The organism is Streptomyces sp. enrichment culture, assembly GCF_964273255.1.
GTDB lineage: Bacteria > Actinomycetota > Actinomycetes > Streptomycetales > Streptomycetaceae > Streptomyces.
Window position 1 is genome coordinate 5064800 of the sequence record NZ_OZ186835.1, and the last position, 23051, is coordinate 5087850.

21 protein-coding genes and 1 tRNA gene are annotated in these 23051 nt (G+C 72.6%); 14 read left to right on the forward strand and 8 right to left on the reverse strand.

What is annotated here, in order from left to right:
* Positions 1-89: 89 nt before the first annotated feature.
* Both ACSU53_RS21945 and ACSU53_RS21950 read left to right on the forward strand, forming a co-directional pair.
* On the forward strand, positions 90-1709 hold the full coding sequence (locus ACSU53_RS21945) for an MFS transporter (RefSeq protein WP_437030222.1): 1620 nt from the start codon (positions 90-92) through the stop codon (positions 1707-1709).
* A gap of 236 nt (positions 1710-1945) precedes the next feature.
* Positions 1946-2254, forward strand: coding sequence for a small hydrophobic protein (locus ACSU53_RS21950; RefSeq protein WP_437030224.1), 309 nt, complete (start codon positions 1946-1948; stop codon positions 2252-2254).
* A 519-nt stretch (positions 2255-2773) separates the two neighbouring features.
* Here ACSU53_RS21950 and aceE read toward each other — a convergent pair.
* On the reverse strand, positions 2774-5521 hold the full coding sequence (gene aceE / locus ACSU53_RS21955; protein ID WP_437030226.1) for a pyruvate dehydrogenase (acetyl-transferring), homodimeric type: 2748 nt from the start codon (positions 5519-5521) through the stop codon (positions 2774-2776).
* Positions 5522-5918: 397 nt separating this feature from the next.
* On the opposite strand from aceE, the gene ACSU53_RS21960 reads away from it, so the two are divergent.
* The 6 genes from ACSU53_RS21960 to ACSU53_RS21985 all read left to right on the forward strand — a co-directional run bounded on the left by ACSU53_RS21960 (position 5919) and on the right by ACSU53_RS21985 (position 10440).
* Positions 5919-6356 carry a DUF3052 domain-containing protein gene (locus ACSU53_RS21960; RefSeq protein ID WP_362089276.1) on the forward strand — a complete coding sequence of 146 codons (438 nt, stop codon included), beginning with the start codon at positions 5919-5921 and terminating at the stop codon, positions 6354-6356.
* 124 nt (positions 6357-6480) lie between these two features.
* The gene (locus ACSU53_RS21965) at positions 6481-6939 is read left to right on the forward strand and encodes a peroxiredoxin (RefSeq protein ID WP_437030227.1); all 459 of its coding nucleotides are present in this window, start codon (positions 6481-6483) and stop codon (positions 6937-6939) included.
* Between the two features lie 113 nt (positions 6940-7052).
* The gene (locus ACSU53_RS21970) at positions 7053-7628 is read left to right on the forward strand and encodes a TerD family protein (protein ID WP_437030229.1); all 576 of its coding nucleotides are present in this window, start codon (positions 7053-7055) and stop codon (positions 7626-7628) included.
* A gap of 151 nt (positions 7629-7779) precedes the next feature.
* On the forward strand, positions 7780-8355 hold the full coding sequence (locus ACSU53_RS21975; RefSeq protein ID WP_362089273.1) for a TerD family protein: 576 nt from the start codon (positions 7780-7782) through the stop codon (positions 8353-8355).
* Positions 8356-8406: 51 nt separating this feature from the next.
* Positions 8407-9546 (forward strand): DUF475 domain-containing protein, encoded by a 1140-nt coding sequence (locus ACSU53_RS21980; protein ID WP_437030231.1) that lies wholly within the window; start codon positions 8407-8409, stop codon positions 9544-9546.
* Positions 9547-9702: 156 nt separating this feature from the next.
* Entirely contained in the window at positions 9703-10440 is a 738-nt protein-coding gene (locus ACSU53_RS21985) for a TerD family protein (RefSeq protein ID WP_437030232.1), read from the forward strand.
* A gap of 207 nt (positions 10441-10647) precedes the next feature.
* Here ACSU53_RS21985 and ACSU53_RS21990 read toward each other — a convergent pair whose 3' ends face one another.
* A complete protein-coding gene (locus tag ACSU53_RS21990) occupies positions 10648-11556 on the reverse strand; it encodes a TerD family protein (protein WP_437030234.1) in 909 nt (302 codons plus the stop codon).
* Between the two features lie 170 nt (positions 11557-11726).
* On the opposite strand from ACSU53_RS21990, the gene ACSU53_RS21995 reads away from it, so the two are divergent.
* The 3 genes from ACSU53_RS21995 (at position 11727) to ACSU53_RS22005 (ending at position 16527) form a co-directional block, all read left to right on the forward strand.
* Positions 11727-12893, forward strand: coding sequence for an HpcH/HpaI aldolase/citrate lyase family protein (locus tag ACSU53_RS21995; RefSeq protein ID WP_437030236.1), 1167 nt, complete (start codon positions 11727-11729; stop codon positions 12891-12893).
* 185 nt (positions 12894-13078) lie between these two features.
* Positions 13079-15715, forward strand: coding sequence for a phosphoribosyltransferase (locus tag ACSU53_RS22000; RefSeq protein ID WP_437030238.1), 2637 nt, complete (start codon positions 13079-13081; stop codon positions 15713-15715).
* A complete protein-coding gene (locus tag ACSU53_RS22005; protein ID WP_437030240.1) occupies positions 15715-16527 on the forward strand; it encodes an HAD family hydrolase in 813 nt (270 codons plus the stop codon). Before ACSU53_RS22000 ends, ACSU53_RS22005 begins: the two co-directional genes overlap by 1 nt.
* 317 nt (positions 16528-16844) lie before the next feature.
* On the opposite strand, the gene ACSU53_RS22010 is transcribed toward ACSU53_RS22005, so the two are convergent.
* From ACSU53_RS22010 to ACSU53_RS22025, 4 genes are all read right to left on the reverse strand, one after another.
* A complete protein-coding gene (locus tag ACSU53_RS22010) occupies positions 16845-17639 on the reverse strand; it encodes a DedA family protein (protein WP_437030241.1) in 795 nt (264 codons plus the stop codon).
* Positions 17640-17751: 112 nt separating this feature from the next.
* Entirely contained in the window at positions 17752-17973 is a 222-nt protein-coding gene (locus tag ACSU53_RS22015; protein WP_437030243.1) for an FmdB family zinc ribbon protein, read from the reverse strand.
* Between the two features lie 79 nt (positions 17974-18052).
* Positions 18053-19489: a hypothetical protein gene (locus ACSU53_RS22020; RefSeq protein WP_437033332.1), complete on the reverse strand. Its 1437-nt coding sequence runs from the start codon at positions 19487-19489 to the stop codon at positions 18053-18055.
* Positions 19490-19599: 110 nt separating this feature from the next.
* Positions 19600-20430, reverse strand: coding sequence for a DUF4097 family beta strand repeat-containing protein (locus ACSU53_RS22025; RefSeq protein WP_437033334.1), 831 nt, complete (start codon positions 20428-20430; stop codon positions 19600-19602).
* Between the two features lie 198 nt (positions 20431-20628).
* On the opposite strand from ACSU53_RS22025, the gene ACSU53_RS22030 reads away from it, so the two are divergent.
* Positions 20629-20700, forward strand: a tRNA-Val gene (locus tag ACSU53_RS22030).
* 63 nt (positions 20701-20763) lie between these two features.
* Here ACSU53_RS22030 and ACSU53_RS22035 read toward each other — a convergent pair.
* The gene (locus tag ACSU53_RS22035; protein WP_437030244.1) at positions 20764-21126 is read right to left on the reverse strand and encodes a hypothetical protein; all 363 of its coding nucleotides are present in this window, start codon (positions 21124-21126) and stop codon (positions 20764-20766) included.
* A 122-nt stretch (positions 21127-21248) separates the two neighbouring features.
* Between ACSU53_RS22035 and ACSU53_RS22040 the strand changes: the two genes are divergently transcribed.
* Both ACSU53_RS22040 and ACSU53_RS22045 read left to right on the forward strand, forming a co-directional pair.
* On the forward strand, positions 21249-21827 hold the full coding sequence (locus ACSU53_RS22040; RefSeq protein WP_437030246.1) for a GNAT family N-acetyltransferase: 579 nt from the start codon (positions 21249-21251) through the stop codon (positions 21825-21827).
* A 55-nt stretch (positions 21828-21882) separates the two neighbouring features.
* Positions 21883-22122: a DUF2277 domain-containing protein gene (locus ACSU53_RS22045; RefSeq protein WP_437030248.1), complete on the forward strand. Its 240-nt coding sequence runs from the start codon at positions 21883-21885 to the stop codon at positions 22120-22122.
* Between the two features lie 180 nt (positions 22123-22302).
* Here the strand turns inward: ACSU53_RS22045 and ACSU53_RS22050 are convergent, their stop codons facing one another.
* On the reverse strand, positions 22303-22905 hold the full coding sequence (locus ACSU53_RS22050) for a DedA family protein (RefSeq protein ID WP_437030249.1): 603 nt from the start codon (positions 22903-22905) through the stop codon (positions 22303-22305).
* Positions 22906-23051: the final 146 nt, after the last annotated feature.

The following is a 23051-nucleotide window of genomic DNA, read 5'->3' on the forward strand; positions in this document are numbered from 1 at the left end:
CCCGCTCAGGCTATATGCGCGGGACGGCCGGCCGGCCGTCCCGCGAAATGGTTTGGCAACTGTCAGCGGCTGACATTAGTTTTTGTCCTATGACTGGTCAGACCACCATCGACAAGGGTGCGGGGGACGGCGGCGGCCCGGGCGCACCCCAGGGCGCGGAGCGCGGTACGGGACTGAGGGGTCATCCCTGGCTCACCCTGGTGACCGTGGCCGTGGGCGTCATGATGGTGGCCCTGGACGGCACCATCGTGGCGATCGCCAACCCGGCCATCGCCAAGGATCTCGGTGCCACCTGGTCCGACCTGCAGTGGATCACCAACGCCTACTTCCTCGCCCTCGCGGTCTCCCTGATCACCGCGGGCAAGCTGGGCGACCGCTTCGGCCACCGGCAGACGTTCCTCATCGGCGTGGCCGGCTTCGCCGTCTCCTCGGCCGCCATCGGCCTGTCCCAGGGCATCACCATGGTGATCGTCTTCCGGGTGTTCCAGGGCCTGTTCGGCGCGCTGCTGATGCCGGCCGCGCTCGGCCTGCTGCGGGCCACCTTCCCGGCCGAGCGGCTCAACATGGCCATCGGCATCTGGGGCATGGTCATCGGCGCCTCCACCGCGGGCGGGCCGATCCTCGGCGGCGTCCTCGTGGAGCACGTCAACTGGGAGTCGGTGTTCTTCATCAACGTGCCGGTCGGGGTGCTCGCGGTCGCCCTCGGCGCGTGGATCCTGCTCGACCACCGTGCGGAGAACGCCCCGCGCTCCTTCGACATCCCGGGCATCGTGCTGCTGTCCGCGGCGATGTTCTGCCTCGTCTGGGCGCTGATCAAGGCCCCCGAGTGGGGCTGGGGCGGCCTGTGGACGTGGGTGTTCATCGGTGCCTCGATCGCCCTGTTCATCGGCTTCGCCGGCTGGGAGACCCAGGTCCGCGAGCCGCTGATCCCGCTGACGCTCTTCCGGTCGGTCCCGCTCTCCGCGGGTGTGGTGCTGATGGTCCTGATGGCCATCGCCTTCATGGGCGGCCTGTTCTTCGTCACGTTCTACCTGCAGAACGTGCACGGCATGAGCCCGATCGACGCCGGCCTGCACCTGCTGCCGCTCACCGGCATGATGATCGTCGGCTCGCCGCTCGCCGGCGTGCTGATCACCAAGGCCGGCCCGCGCATCCCGCTGGCCGGCGGCATGGCGCTCACCGCGCTCGCCATGTACGGCATGTCGACCCTGGAGACGGACACCGGCAGCGGCCTGATGTCGCTGTGGTTCGCCGTGCTGGGCCTCGGCCTGGCGCCGGTCATGGTCGGCGCCACCGAAGTCATCGTGGGCAACGCCCCGATGGAGCTGTCCGGCGTGGCCGGCGGCCTCCAGCAGTCCGCGATGCAGATCGGCGGCAGCCTCGGGACGGCGGTGCTGGGCGCGGTGATGGCGTCCAAGGTGGACAGCGACCTGCCGGGCAACTGGCAGGAGGCCGGGCTCCCGCCGCTCAGTCCCGAACAGGCCGAAGCGACCGCGGAGGCCGTCCAGTTCGGCATCGCACCGGTCACCCCCGGTCTGCCGCCCGAGGTCGCCGGGACGATCACCGAGGTCGCGCACGACACCTTCATGTCCGGCATGCACCTGGCCTCCCTCACGGCCGCGGCGGTCGCCGCGGTGGCGATCGCGGTCGCGTTCCTCACCAAGCGCGGCGAGAACGCCCAGGCCGGTGCGGGCGTCGGCCACATCTGACGGATCCCGGGGCCGGGTTCGCTCGTCAGGGTGAACCAAGGCGGTGATCCCTCCCACGCGGGAGCACCGCAGGTCACATTGGGTCAAGTTCTCCGCAGGAATGGGAGGACGGGCCGCTGCCGCGCGCTGCTGGAGGGGGGCAGCGCGCGGGCGGCGGGCCACCGCCCGCGCGTCCGGCGTGAATTCACCGCCGAAGCCGGGGTACCCGCCATCTCAGCGAATCCTTCAGGGAGTTGATGATGGCGAGCTTCGGACACGGAACGCGCAGGCACCCCCGCACTCGTGGCCGGATGAGGTCACAGTCCGGGCCGGATCGCGCGACGCTGGGCATCATCGGACTCGTCTGCGCGGTCGCCGGGTTCTTCGTGCTGGGGATCGTCCTCGGCCCGGTGGCGATCGTCTGCGGATGGCTGGCCATGGGCCGCAGCTGGGCGGGGTCCCGCCCGGTACCGGCCCTGGTGGCCGTGGTCCTGGGGGCCATCGACACGCTGCTGGCCGTCCTCGCGCTGGCCGGGGCGACGACAATGGGGTACGGCATGGTCTGACCTGTCGCCGACAGCATTCGGGAGCGGGCCCCGGGCACGTCGCCGGGGCCCGCTTCCCTGCGCACGGCCCCGGCCACGGCCCCGGTCACGGCCACGGACGACGAGGACGGGACGGAGCACGGGGCGGGGCAGGGGCCCCTGCCCGAACCCCGGAGGGGAACCGACGCGACGCCGTGGCCAGGACCCGGAAACGCCCGGAGGCCGCCGAGACCGAGGCCCGGACCGTGACCGGCGCCGAGCGCTCGACGGCCGCAGCGGCCGCACAGGCCAGGCCACGACGCGGACCCGGAAGCGCCCGGAGGCCGCCGAGATCGAGACCGAGACCCGGACCGTGACCGGAACCGGAAGCGCCCCCAGCTCGCGGACCTGGAAGCTCCCCCAGCCCGCGGACCTGCCCCCTGCGTCCGCACGGAACAGGGGCCCCGGGCGGTCTCCCGCCGGGGCCCCTGTTCGCGTCAACCCGTGCCGCGCGGCCGCGCCTTGCGTCGTCCTACGCGTAGTCCCGCGCGCCGCGTCGCCCTACGCGTCGCCGCCCGCCACGCCCGGGTCGGCCGCCGTGACGTCGAGCAGCTGGTACCGGTCGATGGCCTGCTTCAGCACGGACCGGTCCAGGTGCCCCTCGCGGACCAGCTCCGTCAGCACCGCCACCACGATCGACTGGGCGTCGATGTGGAAGTAGCGCCGGGCCGCGCCGCGGGTGTCGGCGAAGCCGAAGCCGTCGGCGCCCAGCGACTGGTACGTCCCCGGCACCCACCGGGCGATCTGGTCCGGCACCGACCGCATCCAGTCGGACACCGCCACCACGGGCCCCTGCGCCGAGGCCAGCCGGCGCGTCACGTACGGGGTGCGCTGCTCCTCCTCGGGGTGCAGCAGGTTGTGCCGCTCGCAGTCCACCGCCTCGCGGCGCAGCTCGTTCCAGGACGTGGCCGACCAGACGTCCGCCTTGACGTTCCACTCCTCGGCGAGGATCTTCTGGGCCTCGACCGCCCACGGCACGGCGACACCCGAGGCGAGGATCTGCGCGGGCAGCGAGCCGCCGCGGCCCTCGCCGAACAGGTACAGCCCCTTGACGATGCCCTCGACGTCCACGTTCTCCGGCTCCGCCGGGTGCTGGATCGGCTCGTTGTAGACGGTCAGGTAGTAGAAGACGTCCTCGCCGTGCGGGTGCTGCTCGTCGCCGCCGTACATCCGGCGCAGGCCGTCCTTCACGATGTGCGCGATCTCGTACCCGAAGGCCGGGTCGTAGGCCACGCACGCCGGGTTGGTCGAGGCCAGCAGCTGCGAGTGGCCGTCCGCGTGCTGGAGCCCCTCACCGGTCAGCGTCGTCCGGCCGGCGGTCGCGCCCAGGACGAAGCCGCGGGACAGCTGGTCGGCCATCTGCCAGAACTGGTCGCCGGTGCGCTGGAAGCCGAACATCGAGTAGAAGACGTACACCGGGATGAGCGGCTCGCCGTGCGTGGCGTACGCGGAGCCGGCCGCGATCAACGACGCCGTGCAGCCGGCCTCGGAGATGCCGTCGTGCAGCATCTGCCCGTTCGGCGCCTCCTTGTAGGCGAGCAGCAGCTCCCGGTCCACGGCCTCGTACTGCTGGCCCAGCGGGTTGTAGATCTTGGCGCTCGGGAAGAAGGAGTCCATGCCGAACGTGCGGTACTCGTCCGGCGCGATCAGCACGAACCGCTTGCCGATCTCCTTGTCCCGCATGAGGTCCTTCAGCAGCCGCACGAAGGCCATGGTCGTCGCGATGGACTGCTGGCCCGAGCCCTTCTTCACCGTCGCGTAGGTCTTGTCGTCGGGCAGCGCCAGCGGCTTGGCGCGCACCACCCGGGTCGGCACGTAGCCGCCGCAGTTCCTGCGGCGGTCGTGCATGTACTGGATCTCCTCGGAGTCCCGGCCCGGGTGGTAGTAGGGCGGCACGCCGGACTCCAGGTCCTTGTCGGCGATCGGCAGGTGCAGCCGGTCCCGGAAGCGCTTGAGGTCGTCGACCGTCAGCTTCTTCATCTGGTGCGTGGCGTTGCGGCCCTCGAAGTTCGGGCCCAGCGTCCAGCCCTTGACGGTCTTGGCCAGGATCACCGTGGGCTGGCCCTTGTGCTCCTTGGCCGCCTGGTAGGCCGCGAAGATCTTGCGGTGGTCGTGGCCGCCGCGCCCGAGGTGCAGGATCTGGTCGTCGGTCATGTTCTCGACCATGGCGCGCAGCCGGTGGTCGTCACCGAAGAAGTGGTCGCGGATGTAGGCGCCGGACTCGGTGGCGTAGGTCTGGAACTGGCCGTCCGGCGTGGTGTTCATGCGGTTGACCAGCACGCCGTCCCGGTCCTGCGCGAGCAGCGGGTCCCACGAGCGGTCCCAGACCAGCTTGATGACGTTCCACCCGGCGCCCCGGAAGACCGACTCCAGCTCCTGGATGATCTTGCCGTTGCCGCGCACCGGCCCGTCGAGGCGCTGGAGGTTGCAGTTGACCACGAAGGTCAGGTTGTCCAGGCCCTCGCGGGCCGCGATGGACAGCTGCCCCAGCGACTCCGGTTCGTCCATCTCGCCGTCGCCGAGGAAGGCCCACACGTGCGACTTCGAGGTGTCCGCGATGCCGCGCGCGTGCATGTAGCGGTTCATCCGCGCCTGGTAGATCGCGCCGATCGCGCCGAGCCCCATCGACACCGTGGGGAACTCCCAGAAGTCCGGCATCGACCGGGGGTGCGGGTACGACGACAGCGCGTACGGGGCCTTCGACTTCTCCTGGCGGAACCCGTCGAGGTGCTGCTCGGTCAGCCGGTCCAGCAGGTAGGCGCGCGCGTAGATGCCGGGGGAGGCGTGTCCCTGGAAGAAGACCTGGTCGCCGCCGTCGCCCTCGTCCTTGCCGCGGAAGAAGTGGTTGAAGCCCACGTCGTACAGCGACGCCGAGGACGCGAAGGTGGCGATGTGGCCGCCCACCCCGATGCCGGGCCGCTGCGCGCGGGAGACCATCACGGCGGCGTTCCACCGCGTGGCGTTGAGGATCTTGCGCTCGATCTCCTCGTTGCCGGGGAAGAACGGCTCCGCCCGGGTGGGGATCGTGTTCACGTAGTCCGTGCTGCGCATCTCCGGCACGGCCACGCGCTTCTCACGGGCGCGCTCGATCAGCCGCAGCATCAGGTAGCGGGCCCTCTCCCGGCCGCGCGCGTCAACGGCGGCGTCGAGGGAGTCGAGCCACTCCTGGGTCTCCTCCGGGTCGAAGTCCGGGACCTGACTCGGAAGGCCGCCAATGATGATCGGGTTGCGATCGGATGCGGAAGCCACGCTGATCCTTACCTGTCGAGGGCCGTGAGGGACGGCCGGGTGGGTTGCAGCCGGGTCTGCGCCGCTCCCATGGTCCACCCGAGGGGCGTAAACGTCATCTCTACCGATAGGTAACCCGGATGTGCGGCCACGGCGGGACCCGGGAGGGGGTCTCCTCCGGGTCGCCTACCCACGGACGGTTCCCAAATGCCCAAACGGGGCACAAGGGTGTGGTGTACCTCACGACCTGCCGCAACGACGCGTATCGGGTTGCGGTGAACAGGCCCGGATCGTCACCGTTTCGGCGGTCTCGGCGGCCGGGTACTTGCGCGATCCGTCCCGCCCGTGTGGACTACGGCCAATGCTTCGCGCACGCGCGTGGCTGAGTTATTCCCAATCCATGATCAGGAGGCAACCCGTGAGCGCGACCGCGGACCACGCGGAGGAGCGGACGAACCCTGCCGCCAGGCTGGGGTTCCAGCCCGGGCAGGTGGTCCAGGAGATCGGCTACGACGACGACGTCGACCAGGAGCTCCGCGAGGCCATTGAAGGCGTCATCGAGACCGATCTGGTCGATGAGGACTACGACGACGTGGCTGACGCCGTTGTGCTGTGGTTCCGCGACGACGACGGCGACCTGACGGATGCGCTGGTGGATGCCGGCACGTACATCGAAGAGGGCGGCGCGATCCTGCTCCTCACGCCGAAGACGGGCCGCTCGGGATACGTCGAGCCGAGCGACATCTCGGAGGCCGCCACCACGGCGGGCCTGACGGCGTCCAAGAGCGTCAGCGTCGGCAAGGACTGGAGCGGCAGCCGCCTGGCGACGCCGAAGGCCGCCAAGTCCAGGCGGTAGTCCCGCCGCGACGACCCGACCCGGACGGGCTGACCTGGTCAGCCCGTCCGTCGGCCTGTCGTACCCCTTGCGTAGGGTGGGTCCCGGAAGCGGCACCGACCCCGCGGAAGGGACGACAGCGGCCATGGCGATCAGGCCCGGCGACGAGGCCCCCGAGTTCGAGCTCAAGGACAACCACGGCCGGACCGTGCGGCTGTCCGGCTTCCGGGGCCGGCACAACGTGCTGCTCGTCTTCTACCCCTTCGCCTTCACCGGTGTGTGCACCGGAGAACTGTCCGAGCTGCGGGAGAACCTCCCGCGCCTCACCGAGCGCGACACCCAGCTGCTCGCCGTGTCCAACGACTCCATCCACACCCTGCGCGTCTTCGGCGAGCAGGAGGGGCTGGAGTACCCGCTGCTCTCCGACTTCTGGCCGCACGGCGAGGTCTCGCGCGCCTACGGCGTCTTCGACGAGGCCAAGGGCTGCGCGGTGCGCGGCAGCTTCGTCATCGACAAGGAGGGTGTCGTCCGCTGGACCGTGGTCAACGGCCTGCCGGATGCCCGTGACACGAACGAGTACGTCGCGGCGCTCGACACCCTGTAATTGTTCATTCGCGGGGAATGCGAGCCCCGGGAACCCGTCACTAGGATCGACTCGTTGATCCGACAGCCAACGCACCAAGGGGCACCCCGCCCCCGGACACCAAGGGAGGACTCGTGGGAGTCAGCCTCAGCAAGGGCGGCAACGTATCGCTGAGCAAGGAGGCCCCGGGCCTCACCGCCATCGTCGTCGGACTGGGGTGGGACGTCCGTACCACGACCGGCACCGACTTCGACCTCGACGCCAGCGCCCTGCTTCTGAACAACGCGGGCAAGGTCGGCAGCGACGCCAACTTCGTCTTCTTCAACAACCTCAAGAGCCCGGACGGCTCCGTCGAGCACACCGGTGACAACCTCACCGGTGAGGGCGAGGGCGACGACGAGCAGATCAAGGTCAACCTCGCCGCGGTCCCCGCGGACGTCGAGAAGATCGTCTTCCCGGTCTCCATCTACGACGCCGAGAACCGCCAGCAGTCCTTCGGCCAGGTGCGCAACGCGTTCATCCGCGTCGTCAACCAGGCCGGCGGCGCCGAGATCGCCCGGTACGACCTGTCGGAGGACGCCTCCACCGAGACCGCCATGGTCTTCGGCGAGCTGTACCGGCACGGCGCGGAGTGGAAGTTCCGTGCCATCGGCCAGGGCTACGCCTCCGGCCTGCGCGGCATCGCGCAGGACTTCGGTGTGAACGTCTGAGCAGCACCGAGCGCAACGCTCACCGTCCCGGGCGGGCCCGCCCGGGGCCGGCCGTGTCGAACGGCCGTTCCGTCCGGCGCCGCACGGTTTACGTGTGGCGCCGGACGTGCAGGACCACCTGAGAAACAGAACCCGGGGAGGGACCAGCATCATGGGCGTCACACTCGCCAAGGGAGGAAACGTCTCCCTGTCCAAGGCCGCACCCAACCTCACGCAGGTCATGGTCGGTCTCGGCTGGGACGCGCGCTCCACCACCGGCGCCCCCTTCGACCTGGACGCCAGCGCGCTGGTCTGCAGCGACGGCCGGGTCATGGGGGACGAGTGGTTCGTCTTCTACAACCAGCTCAAGAGCCCCGACGGGTCCGTCGAGCACACGGGTGACAACCTGACCGGCGAGGGTGACGGCGACGACGAGTCGCTGCTGGTCGACCTCTCCAAGGTGCCGGTCCGGTGCGACAAGATCGTCTTTCCGGTCTCCATCCACATGGCCGACGAGCGCGGCCAGACGTTCGGGCAGGTCAGCAACGCGTTCATCCGCGTGGTCAACCAGGCCGACGGGCAGGAACTGGCCCGCTACGACCTGAGCGAGGACGCCTCCACCGAAACGGCGATGATCTTCGGTGAGCTGTACCGCTACCAGGGCGAGTGGAAGTTCCGTGCGGTCGGCCAGGGGTACGCGTCGGGCCTGCGCGGCATCGCTCTAGACTTCGGCGTCAACGTTTCGTAAAGCCGACTCACGGCGGCGGGGGAGCCCGTTCGCAACACAATGGGGTAGCCAGTGGTTCTGAAAACCTTCGGCTGGTCGTTCGCGGTCACCGCGGCCGGCCTGGTCGCAGCGATCCTCTTCGGGGGGTGGACCGCCTTCGGAATCGTGGCGATCCTCTCGATCCTCGAGATCTCGCTGTCCTTCGACAACGCGGTGGTCAACGCCGGAATCCTGAAGAAGATGAATGCCTTCTGGCAGAAGATCTTCCTCACGATCGGCATCCTGATCGCCGTCTTCGGCATGCGGCTGGTCTTTCCCGTCGTCATCGTCGCGGTCAGCGCCCAGATGGGTCCGATCGAGGCGGTCGACCTCGCGCTCAGCGACAAGGACCGCTACCAGGAACTCGTCACCGACGCGCACCCGGCGATCGCCGCCTTCGGTGGCATGTTCCTGCTCATGATCTTCCTGGACTTCATCTTCGAGGACCGGGAGATCAAGTGGCTGGCGTGGCTGGAGCGCCCGCTGGCCAAGCTCGGCAAGATCGACATGCTGTCGGTCTGCATCGCGCTGATCATCCTGCTCGTCTCCGCCATGACCTTCGCCGCCAACGCCCACCAGCACGGCGGCACCCATGTCGACAAGGCCGAGACGGTGATGCTCTCCGGCATCGCCGGTCTCATCACCTACATGATCGTCGGCGGACTCTCCGGCTTCTTCGAGGACAAACTGGAAGAGGAGGAGGAACGCGAACACGAGGAGGAGGAGAAGGCCGTACGCCAGGGCAAGCCCCGCTCCGCGGTCGCCCTGGCCGGCAAGGCCGCGTTCTTCATGTTCCTCTACCTCGAGGTGCTGGACGCGTCCTTCTCCTTCGACGGGGTGATCGGCGCCTTCGCCATCACCAACGACATCGTCCTGATGGCCCTCGGCCTCGGCATCGGCGCCATGTACGTCCGGTCCCTGACCGTCTACCTGGTCCGCCAGGGCACCCTGGACGACTACGTCTACCTGGAGCACGGCGCGCACTACGCCATCGGCGCCCTCGCGCTGATCCTCCTGATCACCATCCAGTACCAGATCCACGAGATCATCACCGGTCTCATCGGCGTGGTCCTGATCGGCTGGTCCTTCTGGTCGTCCGTGCGCCGCAACAAGCGGCTCGCGGCGGCCGAGGGGGACACGGAACAGAAGACGGAGGTGCCCTCCGGGGTGTGACGGCACCCCGCAGCAGGGAACGCTCTGGACGGGGCGGCGGGCCGAGGACCAGTTCTCGCGCCGGCCGCCCCGTCGGCCGTCCGGTGCCCTGGAGGCACCCGGGGCGGCGCTTGTCGGGCGGGGGATTCGAGGCACGAGGACGTGGGGCGGGACGGGATGGGTTTCCTGGACGGACTGTGGCGAGGACGCGGGACGGACTTCGACTCGGGCAACGTGGCCACCAACGCCATCGAACTGACCAAACGGCACGGCCAGGTCTCCCTCACCAAGCAGGGGGCGGCCACCGGCCATCTGCGCATCAACCTGAGCTGGCGCATGCGGACGTCCGACTTCGGCGGCCCCCAGCGGGAGAGCCTGCTGCGCCACCCCCTCAAGGCGCTCAAGCCGCCGGAGGTCGTCGCGCACAGCCAGAGCATGGTCAACGTCGACCTGGACCTGGGCTGCCTGTACGAGCTGCAGGACGGCACCAAGGGCGTGGTCCAGCCGCTGGGCGGCTACCTCGGTGAGGTCAACGCCCCGCCGTACGTCAAGCTCAGCGGCGACGACCGGTTCGGTTCGGCGTCCGGCGAGACGATGTACATCAACCTGGACCAGCGCGAGAACATCAAGCGCCTGCTGGTCTTCGCGTACATCTACGACCAGACGCCCGCCTTCGACCGCACCCAGGCGATGGTCACCCTCTACCCCAGCAACGGCCCGCGCATCGAGATCGGCCTGGACGAGCGCCATCCGCAGGCCCGCTCCTGCGCGGTGGTGATGATCGAGAACGTCAAGGACGAGATCATCGTCCGCCGCGAGGTGCGGTTCGTCTACGGCTTCCAGGCGGAGCTGGACCGGCTGTACGGGTGGGGGCTGCAGTGGGGGCGGGGCTTCAAGACGAAGGTCGACCGCTGACCGCCGGCGGCTGACCGCCGGCCGCGTCGACCGGCCGGCCCTGACCGGCGCCCGGCCTTTCCGGCTCCCGGCGGCCGGAGCAGGCGGCCCCCGGTGCGCGGCGCCCCGGCGGTGCGCCGTCCCGCCGGGCGCCCGCGGGCTGCCCAGGTCCTGTCGTCACATTCCCGTCGTCCGCCCGCACGGCAGACGGGAATGTGACGACAGGGCCTAACGGCCGATGAACTGCGGTCCCTGCGGCGGCAGCCGGAACTCCGGGTCGGGGGCCGAGCCGGCCGGCGGGAAGCCGTACGCGGCGGGTGCCGCGGCGGCGGGCTGCTGGGGGTAGCCGTAGGCGGGCTGCGCCGCCGGATGCGGATAGCCGTAGGCCGGCGGGGCGGCGGCCGGGGGCTGCTGCGGCGGATAGCCGTACGCGGGCTGCGACGGCACCCCGGCCGGCTGTTCCGGCGGCAGGGGACCGGAGACCTCGGGCGCGGCCGGGACGTGCGGCTGCGTCGGCGCCTCGGGGTGCGCCCGGGCCGGTGCGGGCGCCGGTGCGGGCGCCTGGTCGGCGGCGGGCTCCTCGGCGGCGGCCTCCGACTCGTCCACCGAGATGCCGAAGTCGGTGGCCAGGCCCTTCAGCCCGTTGGAATAGCCCTCGCCGAGCGCCCGGAACTTCCAGCCCTCGCCGCGCCGGTACAGCTCGCCGCAGATCAGCGCGGTCTCCTGTCCGGTCTCCGGCTTGATGTCGAAGTACGCGAGGGGCTCCGCGTCCGGGGTCTGGGCGTCGTACAGCAGGATGCGCAGGTCGCGCACCCGGTCGAAGGTGACGCCGTCCGCCGAGGCGACCAGCAGGATCCGTCCGACGCCGGGCTCGGTGCCGGCGAGGTCTGTCTGGATCGTGTCGGTCAGGCCGTCCGCGTCGCGCTTCTTGCCGAGCCGCCAGACGGTGCCCGAGGGGTGCCGCGGCTGGTTGTAGAAGACGAAGTCCTCGTCGGAGCGCACACGGTCGTCGGCGCCCAGCAGCAACGCCGAGGCGTCCACGTCGGGTACCCCCTGCCCGGGCGACCAGCGCAGCACGGCGCGTACCGTGGTGGCTTCGAGAGGGACGTTCGACCCCTTCAGCATCGCGTGCGTCATGCCGTCATCCTGCCTGCTGCGTCCTGGTCACGACAATGCGGGGGGCGGCCGACACGGCGGAGTCATACGCCGTTAACGCCCGGTGGGAACCGTCGACATCGTTCCGTACGTACTATTACCGGCCACCTTCTGACGTGTCACCGCCGTACCAAAGGCCCCGAGGGAGTCCAATGCATCATTTCGGTCACATAGCCCTCGAGGTGCGGAAACGTCTCTTCTACCGGGAGCCGTGCGCCTTCACGCCGGACTCCCCGGGCCGGCTGCTCTCCGCCGCCCTCGGGGCCACCCTCTACAGCCCGGCCATCCGCCCCCGCCTCGCCGACGACGTCGTGAAGCAGGCCGGACGCGGTGTCGTCTCGATGGTGCTGTGCCTGGAGGACTCCATCAGCGACGCGGACGTGACCGACGCCGAGGAGAACCTCGTGCGCCAGTTCGCCGACCTGGACGCCCGGACGGGCGTGGAACTCCCGCTGCTGTTCATCCGGGTGCGCACCCCGGAGCAGATACCCGACCTCGTGCGCCGCCTCGGCCCCGCCGTCCGCCTGCTGTCCGGATTCGTGCTGCCGAAGTTCACCCAGGAACACGGCATGCCCTTCCTGGAGGCCCTCACCGACGCCGAGGCGGCCAGCGGGCGGCGGCTGTTCGCCATGCCCGTGCTGGAGTCGCCCGAGCTGCTCTACCGCGAGTCCCGGGTGGAGGTCCTGGAGGGCATCTCCCGCACCGTCGACAAGTACCGCGACCGGGTCCTCGCCCTGCGCCTGGGCGTGACCGACTTCTGCTCCTCCTACGGCCTGCGCCGGGGCCCCGACATGACGGCCTACGACATACAGGTCGTCGCCTCGGTGATCTCCGACGTGGTGAACATGCTCGCCCGCGCCGACGGCACCGGGTTCACCGTGACCGGGCCGGTCTGGGAGTACTTCCGGGTCCAGGAGCGGATGTTCAAGCCGCAACTGCGGCAGAGCCCCTTCCTGGAGGGCCAGGCGGTCGCCCTGCGCGAACAGCTCATCAAGCACTCCATGGACGGGCTGCTGCGCGAGATCTCCCTGGACCAGGCCAACGGGCTGCTCGGCAAGACCTGCATCCACCCCTCCCATGTGCTGCCGGTGCACGCGCTGTCCGTCGTCAGCCACGAGGAGTACAGCGACGCCCAGGACATCCTGCGTCCGGAAAGGGGCGGTGGGGGTGTCATGAAGTCGGCGTACACCAACAAGATGAACGAGGTGAAGCCGCACCGGGCCTGGGCCGAGCGGACCCTGCTGCGGGCCGAGGTGTTCGGCGTGGCCAACGAGGACATCGGCTTCGTGGAACTGCTCGCCGCCGGTCTCACCAAGTGACGGCGGCCGACGGCGGGCCCGCCCGACGGCCGTGAGCCGCCGGGCCCGGCGGTCCCACGCCCGCCGGCGCCCGCCGGACCGGTCGGCCCGCCGGACCCCGGCCGCAGCCCGGCCGGGCGGTCCGCCGCCCGGCGGACGACTGCCGGACGCCGAAGGCCGGCGCCGGAAACGAACGCAAGGAATCCATGGAGAAGGCAGTGAACGAGGGGGCGCACCGCGCGGGGCGCGACGCCACGCCGGACGGCTCGGACGTCTGGTCCGGGACCTGGGTCGCGGAGCGGCTCGGGGTGGAGCTGGCCGGCGACGACACGCTGACCGGCCTGCTGGGCCTGGCGCTGCGGCGCAACCCCAAGCGGGCCCACCTGCTGGTGTCGAACGTCCTCGGCAAGCACGTACCCCGCTCCCCGTCCGTCGTCCACGACCACGGCGTCGCCCTGGGCCGCCGGGTCCGCGACCTGCTCGGCGACGCGGCCCGCCGGGCGGTGGTCCTCGGCTACGCGGAGACCGCGACCGGCCTCGGCCACTCGGTGGCGGACGGCCTGGGCACCGCCCCCTACCTGCACTCCACCCGCCGCCCCGTCCCCGGCGTCCCCACCGCGGGCGGCTTCGAGGAGTCCCACTCGCACGCCACGTCCCACCTGCTGCTCCCCGAGGACCCGCGGCTGCTGGCCGGCGACGGCCCCCTGGTCCTGGTGGACGACGAGTTCTCCACGGGCAACACGGTGCTCAACACCGTCCGCGCCCTGCACGCCCGCCACCCGCGCGGGCGGTACGTGATCGTGGCCCTCGTCGACATGCGCTCGCCCGCCGACGCCGGACGGCTGGACGCGTTCGCCCGGGAGATCGGGGCACGCATCGACCTGGTGACGACCGCCTCGGGCACCGTGCGGCTGCCCGAGGACGTCCTGGAGCGGGGACGGGCCCTGGTGGAGCGCCACGAACGCGCCGCCGCCGGGACGCGGGACGCCGGCGACGCGGCGCAGGCGGGACCGGCGGGACCGGCCGCGTCTCCGGCGTCCCCGGCCCCGGCCGCCGGGGACGGCCCGCACCCCGCCGCCCCCGGGACCGAGCAGGACGTACCGCCCGTCCTCCGTGTCGACCTCGGCTGGCCCGCCGGGCTCCCCGACGGCGGCCGCCACGGCTTCACCCCCGCGCACCGGGCGCGCCTGGAGGACGCCCTGCCCGCCATGGCCGCCCGCCTCGCCGGGGCGCTGCCGGCCGGCGCGCGCCGGGTCCTCGTCCTCGGCTGCGAGGAGCTGATGTACGCGCCGCTGCGCCTCGCCCGGGAACTCGAACGCCTGGCCCCGGACACCGACGTCCGCTTCTCGACCACCACCCGCTCGCCCGTCCTCGCCGTGGACGACCCCGGCTACGCGATCCGCACCCGCCTGGTCTTCCCGGCCCACGACGACCCGGCCGACGGCCCCGGCGAGCGCTACGCCTACAACGTGGCCGGCGCGGGCTTCGACGCCGTCGTCGCCGTCGTCGACTCGGCCGCCGACACGCCCGCCCTGCACGCGCCCGGCGGACTCACCGACCGGCTCGCCGCGCACACGCCGCACGTCCTCCTCGCGGTCGTACCGTCGTACGTGCCCGCCCCCCGGCGCACTGCCCGGGACGACGACCGACCGGACCGACCGGACGCCCCCGAAAGGCCCGCCGCCATGCTGCCCGACCCGCTCAGAGGTCCCGCCTTCTCCTCGTACGCGCCCGAGGAGGTCGGCTGGCTGCTCCAGGACCTCTCGGACGTCACGCTGGAGGCGCCGACCGAGGAGCGCGAGGAGGCCATCCAGAGCGGCGGCGCCCACTACGCGGAGTCCCTGCCGGTCGAGTACCAGCCCAGCGAGCAGTACCAGCAGCTGTTCCACGCCGCCCTGGACGCCTCGGCGGCCCGCCTGGCCCACGCGGTCGGCGTCGTCACCGAGACGGTGCTCGCCGAGCGGTCGCCCCGCCCCGTCCTCGTCTCGCTGGCCCGTGCGGGCACCCCCGTCGGCATCCTCATGCGCCGCTGGGCGCAGTACCGGCACGGCCTCGGCCTCCCGCACTACGCCGTCTCCATCGTCCGGGGCCGGGGCATCGACGCCAACGCGCTGCACTGGCTGGCCGCCCATCACGACCCGCGCGACGTGGTGTTCGTCGACGGCTGGACCGGCAAGGGCGCCATCACCCGTGAACTGGCCCAGGCCGTCACGGAGTTCGAGAAGGCCGGGGGTGCCGCCGGCTTCGACCCCGAGATCGCCGTCCTCGCCGACCCCGGCTCCTGCGTGCGCACCTACGGCACCCGCGAGGACTACCTGATCCCGTCCGCCTGCCTCAACTCCACCGTCTCCGGCCTGATCTCGCGCACCGTGCTCCGTGCCGACCTGGTCGGCCCGCACGACTTCCACGGGGCCAAGTTCTACCGCGAACTCGCCGGCGCCGACCTCTCGGTGGCCTTCCTCGACGCCGTCTCCGCCCGCTTCCCCGAGGTCACCGACGCCGCCTGCGCCCGCGCGGCGGAACTGCTCGCCACCGACCGCACCCCCACCTGGGAGGGCTGGGCCGCGGTGGAACGCATCAGCGAGGAGTACGGCATCCACGACGTCAACCTCGTCAAGCCCGGCGTCGGCGAGACCACCCGGGTGCTGCTGCGCCGGGTGCCGTGGAAGGTGCTCGCCCGCACCGGAGCGGGCAGCGACCTCGACCACGTGCGCCTGCTCGCCGAGCAGCGGGGGGTGCCCGTCGAGGAGGTCGACGGCCTGCCGTACACCTGCGTCGGACTCATCCACCCCCGCTACACCCGGGGCGCCACCGGCGCCGACGGCAAGGCGGTGACCCGCTGATGCCCGTCCTCGTCGCCAGCGACCTCGACCGCACCCTCATCTACTCCGCCGCCGCCCTCGCCCTGACCATGCCGGACGCACGGGCGCCCCGGCTGCTGTGCGTGGAGGTCTACGAGAGCAAGCCGCTGTGCTACATGACGGAGACGGCGGCCCGCCTGCTCACCGACCTCGGCGACAGCGCCGTCTTCGTCCCCACCACCACCCGGACCCGCGAGCAGTACCAGCGCATCAACCTGCCCGGCCCGCCCCCCGCCTACGCGATCTGCGCCAACGGCGGCCACCTGCTGGTCGACGGCGTGTCCGATCCGGACTGGCAGGCCCGGGTGACCGCCCGGCTCGCCGACGAGTGCGCGCCGCTCGCCGAGGTCCAGGAGCACCTGCTGCGCACCGCCGACCCGGTCTGGGTGCGCAAGCACCGGGTGGCCGAGGACCTGTTCGCCTACCTCGTCGTCGAACGCGACCTGCTGCCCGGCGACTGGGTGAAGGAGCTGGGCGCCTGGGCGGAGAACCTCGGCTGGACGGTCTCCCTCCAGGGCCGCAAGATCTACGCCGTGCCGAAGCCGCTCACCAAGAGCGCGGCCGTGCGCGAGGTCGCCCGCCGCACCGGCGCCGAGCTCACCCTCGCCGCCGGTGACTCCCTCCTCGACGCCGACCTGCTCCTCGCGGCGGACCGGGGCTGGCGCCCGGGCCACGGCGAACTGGCCGACGTCGGCTGGACCGCGCCCACGGTCACGTCCCTGCCCGAGCGGGGGGTCGCGGCCGGTGAGCGCATCCTGCGGGAGTTCCTGCGGACGGTGCGCCCGTCCGGATAGGGGCGACGGGGGCGTCCGGCTCCGGCGAGGGCCGGGGGGCGGGGGCGTCCGCCACGGGACGCGCCGAGGGAGGCGCCGCGGGCCGCCCGTCCGGCCGGCCGGCGGAACCCTGCCCGGGCGGTTCCGGGGGCACCACTCGGGGAAGGCGGCGAAGGTCGTGTACGCCAGTGCCCCACCGGTCCCGGGGCGGGTACCTCTGTCCCACCGGTCGGAGGGCGCGTGGCCCTCTCGGCGGGGGGCGTGTACCACGCTCGGCTCCGCCGACCGCAGGGTCCCGGGCGGCCGCCCTGCCCGTCCGACGGCTCCTGGCGGCCGTCCTACCGGTCCGAGGGTGCGTGGCGGCGGGGCCGCAGGGCGAGGGTGTCGGTGGTGCCGCCGCCACCGTGGCCGTCGGACTGGCAGGCGTCGGCGTCGGCGTCGTCCGCGTCGCCGGGGCCGTCGGTCCGCCCGGTCCGCCTGCGGCGGCCGGCCCCCGGGCGCAGCAGCCGCAGGACGAGGAAGGCCACCAGCGCCAGGGCGGCGACCCCCAGGACGACCTTCGAGTAGGTCGACGCGATGGCCGTGACCTGTTCCCAGTTGTCACCGAGGGCGTAACCGGCCAGCACGAACACGGTGTTCCAGATCGCGCTGCCGAGCGCGGTCAGACCGAGGAACACCGGCAGCCGCATGCGCTCCACACCGGCCGGCACCGAGATGAGGCTGCGGAAGATCGGGATCATCCGGCCGAAGAACACCGCTTTGGTCCCGTGCCGCAGGAACCACGCCTCGGTCCGTTCGATGTCCGCGACCTTCACCAGCGGCAGCCGGGCGGCGATGCCCAGGGTCCGGTCCCGGCCGAGCAGCGCGCCCACGCCGTACAGCGCCAGCGCCCCGATCACGGACCCGGCGGTCGTCCACAGCAGCACGCTGAGCAGCCCCATGCGTCCGCTGCTCGCGGTGAACCCCGCCAGCGGCAGGATCACCTCGCTCGGGATCGGCGGGAAGAGGTTCTCGAGCGCGATGGCGAGGCCCGCTCCGGGCGCGCCCAGCGTCTCCATGAGGTCGGTGACCCACTGGGGTCCGGGACTGTCGCCCGCGGCGGCGACGACCCCGTGTGCTGCGATGGCTGTCATGGGACCACGCTAGGGAAGGGGAGCTGAAGGGAGCCTGAGGACGACGCGCGGACGGGTGCCCGGACGGGGGTCCGCCACACCTCCGGTGCCGTTCGGCGCCGTCCCCGGCGCCTCAGCCGCAGCAGCCCCCGCCGCAGCAGCCGCCTCCGCCCCCGCCCGACGCGGGGGCCGGGGCCGGGGCGGCGGAGGTGCCGCCCACCGCGACGGTCGACAGGAGCTTCACGGTGTCGTCGTGACCCGCCGGGCAGGCCGCGGGTGCGGCGGACTCCGCCATGGGACGGCTCAGTTCGAAGGTGTCGCCGCAGGTCCGGCAGCGGTATTCGTAGCGAGGCATGGGCCCAGGTTAACCGGAGGGCGCCCGGCCGGGTACGGGCGCGCGGCGCCGGGGCGCGGACGCGCCGTGTCCCGCTCGGTCAGGACGCGCCGGCGCCGCGTTCCTCGCGGATCTGCGACACCACCCGGGCCACCGTCTGCCGGACCGTCTCCGTCTCCGTGAGGAAGTGCCAGTAGTCGGGGTGGCGGCCCTCCAGGGTGGTGACGGCGCGCTCCAGGCGGGCCACCGCGTCGTCCAGGGGGCGGGCGTGCCGCGGGTCGGGCGTGTTGCGTCCGGCCATCGCCAGCCGCTGGGCGTCGCGGATGGCGAACCGGGTGCGCTCGATCTCCTGCTCGGGGTCCTTCTGCACCGCGTTCAGCTGCTGCAGCCGGTCACCGGCCGCGGACACGGCCTCGTCGGTGGTGTTCAGCAGCGCCCGCACCGTCGACAGCAGGGCCGTCGCGTCCGCCCAGCGCTGTTCCTGCCGGGCGGTGCGCGCCTCGGCCAGCTTCGCCTCCGCCTGCCGGACGTTGTCCCGGGCGACCTCGGGGACCCGCTGGAGGTCCTGCCAGCAGGCCACGGTGAAGCGGCGGCGCAGCTCGCTGAGCACCGGGTCGACCTGCTCGGAACGGGTGGTGAGGGCCTGGGCGCGGGTGCGCAGGGAGACGAGCCGGCGGTCGATCTCGGCGGCCCGTTCCGGCAGCCGCACGGCCTCGGCGCGGACGGCCTCCGCCTCGCGGGTGACGCGCGCGGCGCGCTCCAGGGTCTGCGGCACCCCGTGCTGCCCGGCGCCCTGGTTCAGCGCGGTCAGCTCCGGGGAGAGCGCGGCGAGCCGGGCCGCGAGGTCGTCGGCCTTCAGCCCGGTGTCGCGGGTGGCGTCGAGCGCCTGGGAGGCCGCGAGCAGGGCCTGCCGGGCGCGCTCCACCGCGGGCGCCAGCCGGGCCAGCTGCGTCTCGGCCTTGTCGAGCAGCGGCCCGAGCCCGTCGGTGAAGCGGTCCAGCTCCTGCTTGACCCGCCCCAGCTCGTCCTTGGCGGCGGTCAGTTCGGCGCGGGCGCGGGAGGCCGCGGACGCGTCCAGGTCGTCGCGGTCGAGGTCGTGCGCGTCGACGGCGGCGATGTAGTGGTGGCTGGCCTCGTCGATGCGGCGGCCGATCGCCTCGAAGTCGGCGACGGCCTTGCGCGCGGCCGGGGAGGCGTCGACCGCGACGATCGTCTCGATGGAGATCCTGAGGTCGCGCTGGGCGGTGTCGAGCTCGTAGAAGGCGGCGGCCGCCGCGTCCTTCGCGGCCTGCGCCTCGGCCCGCTGGCTCTCCGCCCGCCCGCCGAACCAGCGCCGGGTGCCGCCGCCGGTGAACGCGGCCGGCACGGCCAGCACCGCGACCAACGGCAGCCCCACCAGGGCGAGCACGTCACCGAGGGCACCGCCGGTCCGGCGCGCCCGCGCCCGCGGCACGGACGCCGGCGGCGACGGCCGCACGGACGGCGGCCCCGGTGGGGGAGGGGGTACGGCGCCACGCGTGCGCGGCACGCATGGCATCGACGGCGAGTGCGGCTGCGCTGATGTCGCCGTCACATCCCTCTCCCGTACTGTCGTTCGCCCGGCCCGGTGCCATTGTCCCACCGGTGGAGGACGAACACACGGGCCGGTCAGTTCACTGTACGGACGGTCAGACTTCCGTCGCCGGTGCGCGCCGTCACCACATGGCGGCTGGCGTCGTCGCGGGGCACGGACACGCGCTCGGGGCCGTCACCGGTGCGGGTGTCCACCTTGTAGGCGGCCCGGGGCAGCTCGATGGTGACGGAGCCGTCCCCGCTGTGCGACTCCACCCGGTCCGGCACGGCCCGCAGTGCGAGGCGGACGGAGCCGTCACCGGAGCGGGTGCGCACCGTGCGGGAGGAGACCTCCGCGCGCACCGACCCGTCCCCGCTGTGCAGCTCCAGCGGCCCGGAGGTGTCGGTGACGTGCACGGAACCGTCCCCCGTGCGGACGTTCAGGGGATCCGTGAAGCCGCCGGCCCGCACGCTGCCGTCGCGGTTGTGCACGGTGACGGCGATCCCGCGGGGCACCTCCACCCGGTGCCGGGCGGCGCAGTCGGCGATGATGCCCGAGCACTTCAGCCGCAGGACCAGCCGGTCGTCCTTCAGGGACCAGCTGACCTTCGGGTCCGAGCCGATCACGACCCGCCCCCGGAACCACCGGGTGACCCGGATCTTCCCGGACGGGTGGGCGTCGGCGGCGACGATCTCCAGGGCGGAGTCGTCGGAGTCCACGGTGAGGGTCGTGCCCGTGAGGCCGAACGTCCGGCGCTCGGGTTCCGTGTCGTCGGCGGCCGACGCCCCGCAGCCCGCCAGCCCCGCCACCAGCACCGCGGCGGCCCCGACGACCGCCACGGCCCGCACCCGCCCCGTCCGGCGGCGGGGGAGGGGTGCTGGGGCGGCGGCGGTGGCGGCGGCGGTCGTGCGGTGCGTGCGGGTCATGCGGGTCATGACGGTCTCCCCTGGGACGGACGGCGGGCGCTCCTGGCGAGCGCACTACGACCGTAGGGATCAGGGGGCTCCCGGGGGATCCGGCGCGCTCCCGTATCGGGGGTGGGGAAAGCCCCCGGTACGGGTGTGCCGGGGCCCGTACGGGGCCATGTAGGCTGTCCACTCGACCTGGGGCACGGCCCTGGTCACGGGTGCGTAGCTCAGGGGTAGAGCGCCTGCCTTACAAGCAGGATGTCGGCGGTTCGAAACCGTCCGCGCCCACCGGTACGACGGCAGGGCCCCGGAGTGATTCCGGGGCCCTGCCGTCGTCATGGCGTGCCGTCGTCACGGCGTGCCGGGAGCCGCCTCGTCCGAGCCGCCGTCCCGGGCGGTGGCGTGTTTGAGCCGCGACCGGGCGTGCACGCGGTCGGCGCCGGTGAGGCTGTCCCAGTAGCGGTGGGTGCTGACGAAGACCGCGAGCTCGTGTTCGCGCCGGCGCAGCTTCTCCACCTCGGCCTGCTCGTCCTCGCTCCAGCCGGGCGAGGCGGGGCGTTCGACCCGGCGCCAGCCGGTGTCGTCGCTGAAGCCGTCGAGGGGCTCGACCGACCAGGGGAGGCGCTTCAGCAGGGCCGACAACTCGGCCCGGACCTGATGCAGTTCCTCCTGACCGGCGAGGAGGTCACTGGGGAAGTCATAGGTCGCAGCCACGGCCCAATGATACGCCTGTTCGAATCTGAGGGGCGAGTTCCCGACGGGTCCGCCGGGAGGTTCACCCGATCGTGAGCAGCCCGGCCGCGCCTTCGGCCGCGCCCGGTCGTACGGTGATCGCCATGGAGATCGTGGGTGGGGACAGCGGGAACGAGGAGCGGGACGGGGCGGTCGCCCCGGCGGCCGCGGGAACGGACGCGCGCGGGGTGGCGGTGCTGCTGGTGCCGTGGGCGCAGGACGACCTCTGGCTGCTGCGGCGCATCAACAGCCCCGAGATGACCGAGCAGCTGGGCGGCCCGGAGGACGAGGAACAGCTGCTCGCCCGGCACGAGCGGTACCTGACCCTGGAGCCGGGGCGGATGTACCGGGTCACCCTGGAGGGCGACGGGCAGACCGTGGGCTCCATCGGCTTCTGGGAACGGCAGTGGCGGGACGGGACGGTCTGGGAGACGGGCTGGGCCGTGCTGCCCGAGTTCCAGGGCCGCGGCCTCGCCTCGGCCGCCGCCCGCGCGGTCGTCGGCGCCGCCCGTGCCGCCGGCCGCCACCGCTGGCTGCACGCCTTCCCCAAGGCCACCCACGCGGCGTCCAACGCGGTGTGCCGCAAGGCGGGCTTCACCCTGCTGGGCGAGGTCACGTTCGAGTATCCGAAGGGCCGTCCGATCACGTCCAACGACTGGCGGGTCGACCTCGACGAGGACTGAGCCGGGGCCCGCCGGGCGCTGGTGCGGGGCGGGGGCGCGGAGCGAGACTGGGGTCATGTGCCGGAGTATCAAGACCCTGCGTCCGCCCGCCCTGCCCGAGGAGGCCACGGAGGAGGAGATCCGGGCCGCCGCCCTGCAGTACGTGCGGAAGGTGTCCGGCTTCCGGGCGCCCGCCGCCCACAACCGCGAGGTCTTCGACCGGGCCGTGGAGGCCGTCGCCGAGGCCACCGCCGAGCTGCTGGAGCGGCTGGAGGTGCGCGGCACGCCCGCACGGCACCGGCAGGCCGCGAGCTAGGGGGTGCGTGACAAGGGCCCGCGGGGCGGACACACCGTGGCCGCGGTGGAGCGCGGGTCCCACGGGTGGCGTACCGCTCGGGCAGTGCGGCCGGCGTGCGGTGCGGTCGGCGTGCGGTGCGGTGGCCGCCGGTGAGCCGTGGGACGTGAGCCGGTGCCGTCCGGCCGCCGGGTCCCGGCGCTACGACGCCTCGGTGGCCCGCGGCCGTCTGCGCACCAGGTACCCGGCGCCCGCGCCCGCCGCGAACAGCGCGCCCACGGACACCGCCGTGGCCAGCCAGGTGGCGCCCAGCCAGTGGGCGCCGAAGTAGCCGAGCGCCACGCTGTACCCGGCCCAGAACAGGCCCGCCAGCGCCGACCAGGGAAGGAACTCCCGTGCCCTGCGCCGGGCGGCGCCCGCACCGAGGGAGACGAGTGAGCGGCCCGCGGGGGCGAAGCGGGCCAGGATCACCAGGGCGCCGCCGCCTCTGGCGAGGGCCGCGCCGAGACGTTCCTGCGCGCCGGTGAGCCGCCGGGAGCGGGCGATCGCGCGGTCGAACCGGGCGCCGCCGCGCCAGGCGAGCCGATAGGCGACCAGGTCGCCCAGGACGGAGGCGGTGGCCGCGCAGAGGACGAGCGCCATGATGTCGGGGACGCCGGTCGCGGTGCTCGCCGCCGCCGCCGTGGCGGCGGTGATCACCAGGACCCCGCTGGGCAGCACGGGCAGGAACACGTCCAGCAGCACCGACAGGGCCACCACTGCGTAGATCCATGGGCTGCCGATCAGCGACCCGAAACTCTCCACCCGAAACTCCCGTGGCTCCCCCGTGGGGCCAGACCGTGCCGCGCTGTCGCGGGGGGAGCGGCAGGAGTGGCAGGAGTGGCCAATGACAGACAGCCATACAGCGTACGCCGGGCGAGTGACGAGAAGGTCACGGGGGGCTCGCACGT

What these genes read in the sequence shown, in the direction of transcription:
- ACSU53_RS21945 (WP_437030222.1), top strand. Translation starts at nt 90, where the DNA reads ATGACTGGTCAGACCACCATCGACAAGGGTGCGGGGGACGGCGGCGGC.
- ACSU53_RS21950 (WP_437030224.1), top strand. Translation starts at nt 1,946, where the DNA reads ATGATGGCGAGCTTCGGACACGGAACGCGCAGGCACCCCCGCACTCGT.
- ACSU53_RS21965 (WP_437030227.1), top strand. Translation starts at nt 6,481, where the DNA reads ATGGCGATCAGGCCCGGCGACGAGGCCCCCGAGTTCGAGCTCAAGGAC.
- ACSU53_RS21975 (WP_362089273.1), top strand. Translation starts at nt 7,780, where the DNA reads ATGGGCGTCACACTCGCCAAGGGAGGAAACGTCTCCCTGTCCAAGGCC.
- ACSU53_RS21985 (WP_437030232.1), top strand. Translation starts at nt 9,703, where the DNA reads ATGGGTTTCCTGGACGGACTGTGGCGAGGACGCGGGACGGACTTCGAC.
- ACSU53_RS21990 (WP_437030234.1), bottom strand. Translation starts at nt 11,556, where the DNA reads ATGACGCACGCGATGCTGAAGGGGTCGAACGTCCCTCTCGAAGCCACC.
- ACSU53_RS21995 (WP_437030236.1), top strand. Translation starts at nt 11,727, where the DNA reads ATGCATCATTTCGGTCACATAGCCCTCGAGGTGCGGAAACGTCTCTTC.
- ACSU53_RS22000 (WP_437030238.1), top strand. Translation starts at nt 13,079, where the DNA reads ATGGAGAAGGCAGTGAACGAGGGGGCGCACCGCGCGGGGCGCGACGCC.
- ACSU53_RS22005 (WP_437030240.1), top strand. Translation starts at nt 15,715, where the DNA reads ATGCCCGTCCTCGTCGCCAGCGACCTCGACCGCACCCTCATCTACTCC.
- ACSU53_RS22010 (WP_437030241.1), bottom strand. Translation starts at nt 17,639, where the DNA reads ATGACAGCCATCGCAGCACACGGGGTCGTCGCCGCCGCGGGCGACAGT.
- ACSU53_RS22015 (WP_437030243.1), bottom strand. Translation starts at nt 17,973, where the DNA reads ATGCCTCGCTACGAATACCGCTGCCGGACCTGCGGCGACACCTTCGAA.
- ACSU53_RS22020 (WP_437033332.1), bottom strand. Translation starts at nt 19,489, where the DNA reads ATGCCATGCGTGCCGCGCACGCGTGGCGCCGTACCCCCTCCCCCACCG.
- ACSU53_RS22025 (WP_437033334.1), bottom strand. Translation starts at nt 20,430, where the DNA reads ATGACCCGCACGCACCGCACGACCGCCGCCGCCACCGCCGCCGCCCCA.
- ACSU53_RS22040 (WP_437030246.1), top strand. Translation starts at nt 21,249, where the DNA reads ATGGAGATCGTGGGTGGGGACAGCGGGAACGAGGAGCGGGACGGGGCG.
- ACSU53_RS22045 (WP_437030248.1), top strand. Translation starts at nt 21,883, where the DNA reads ATGTGCCGGAGTATCAAGACCCTGCGTCCGCCCGCCCTGCCCGAGGAG.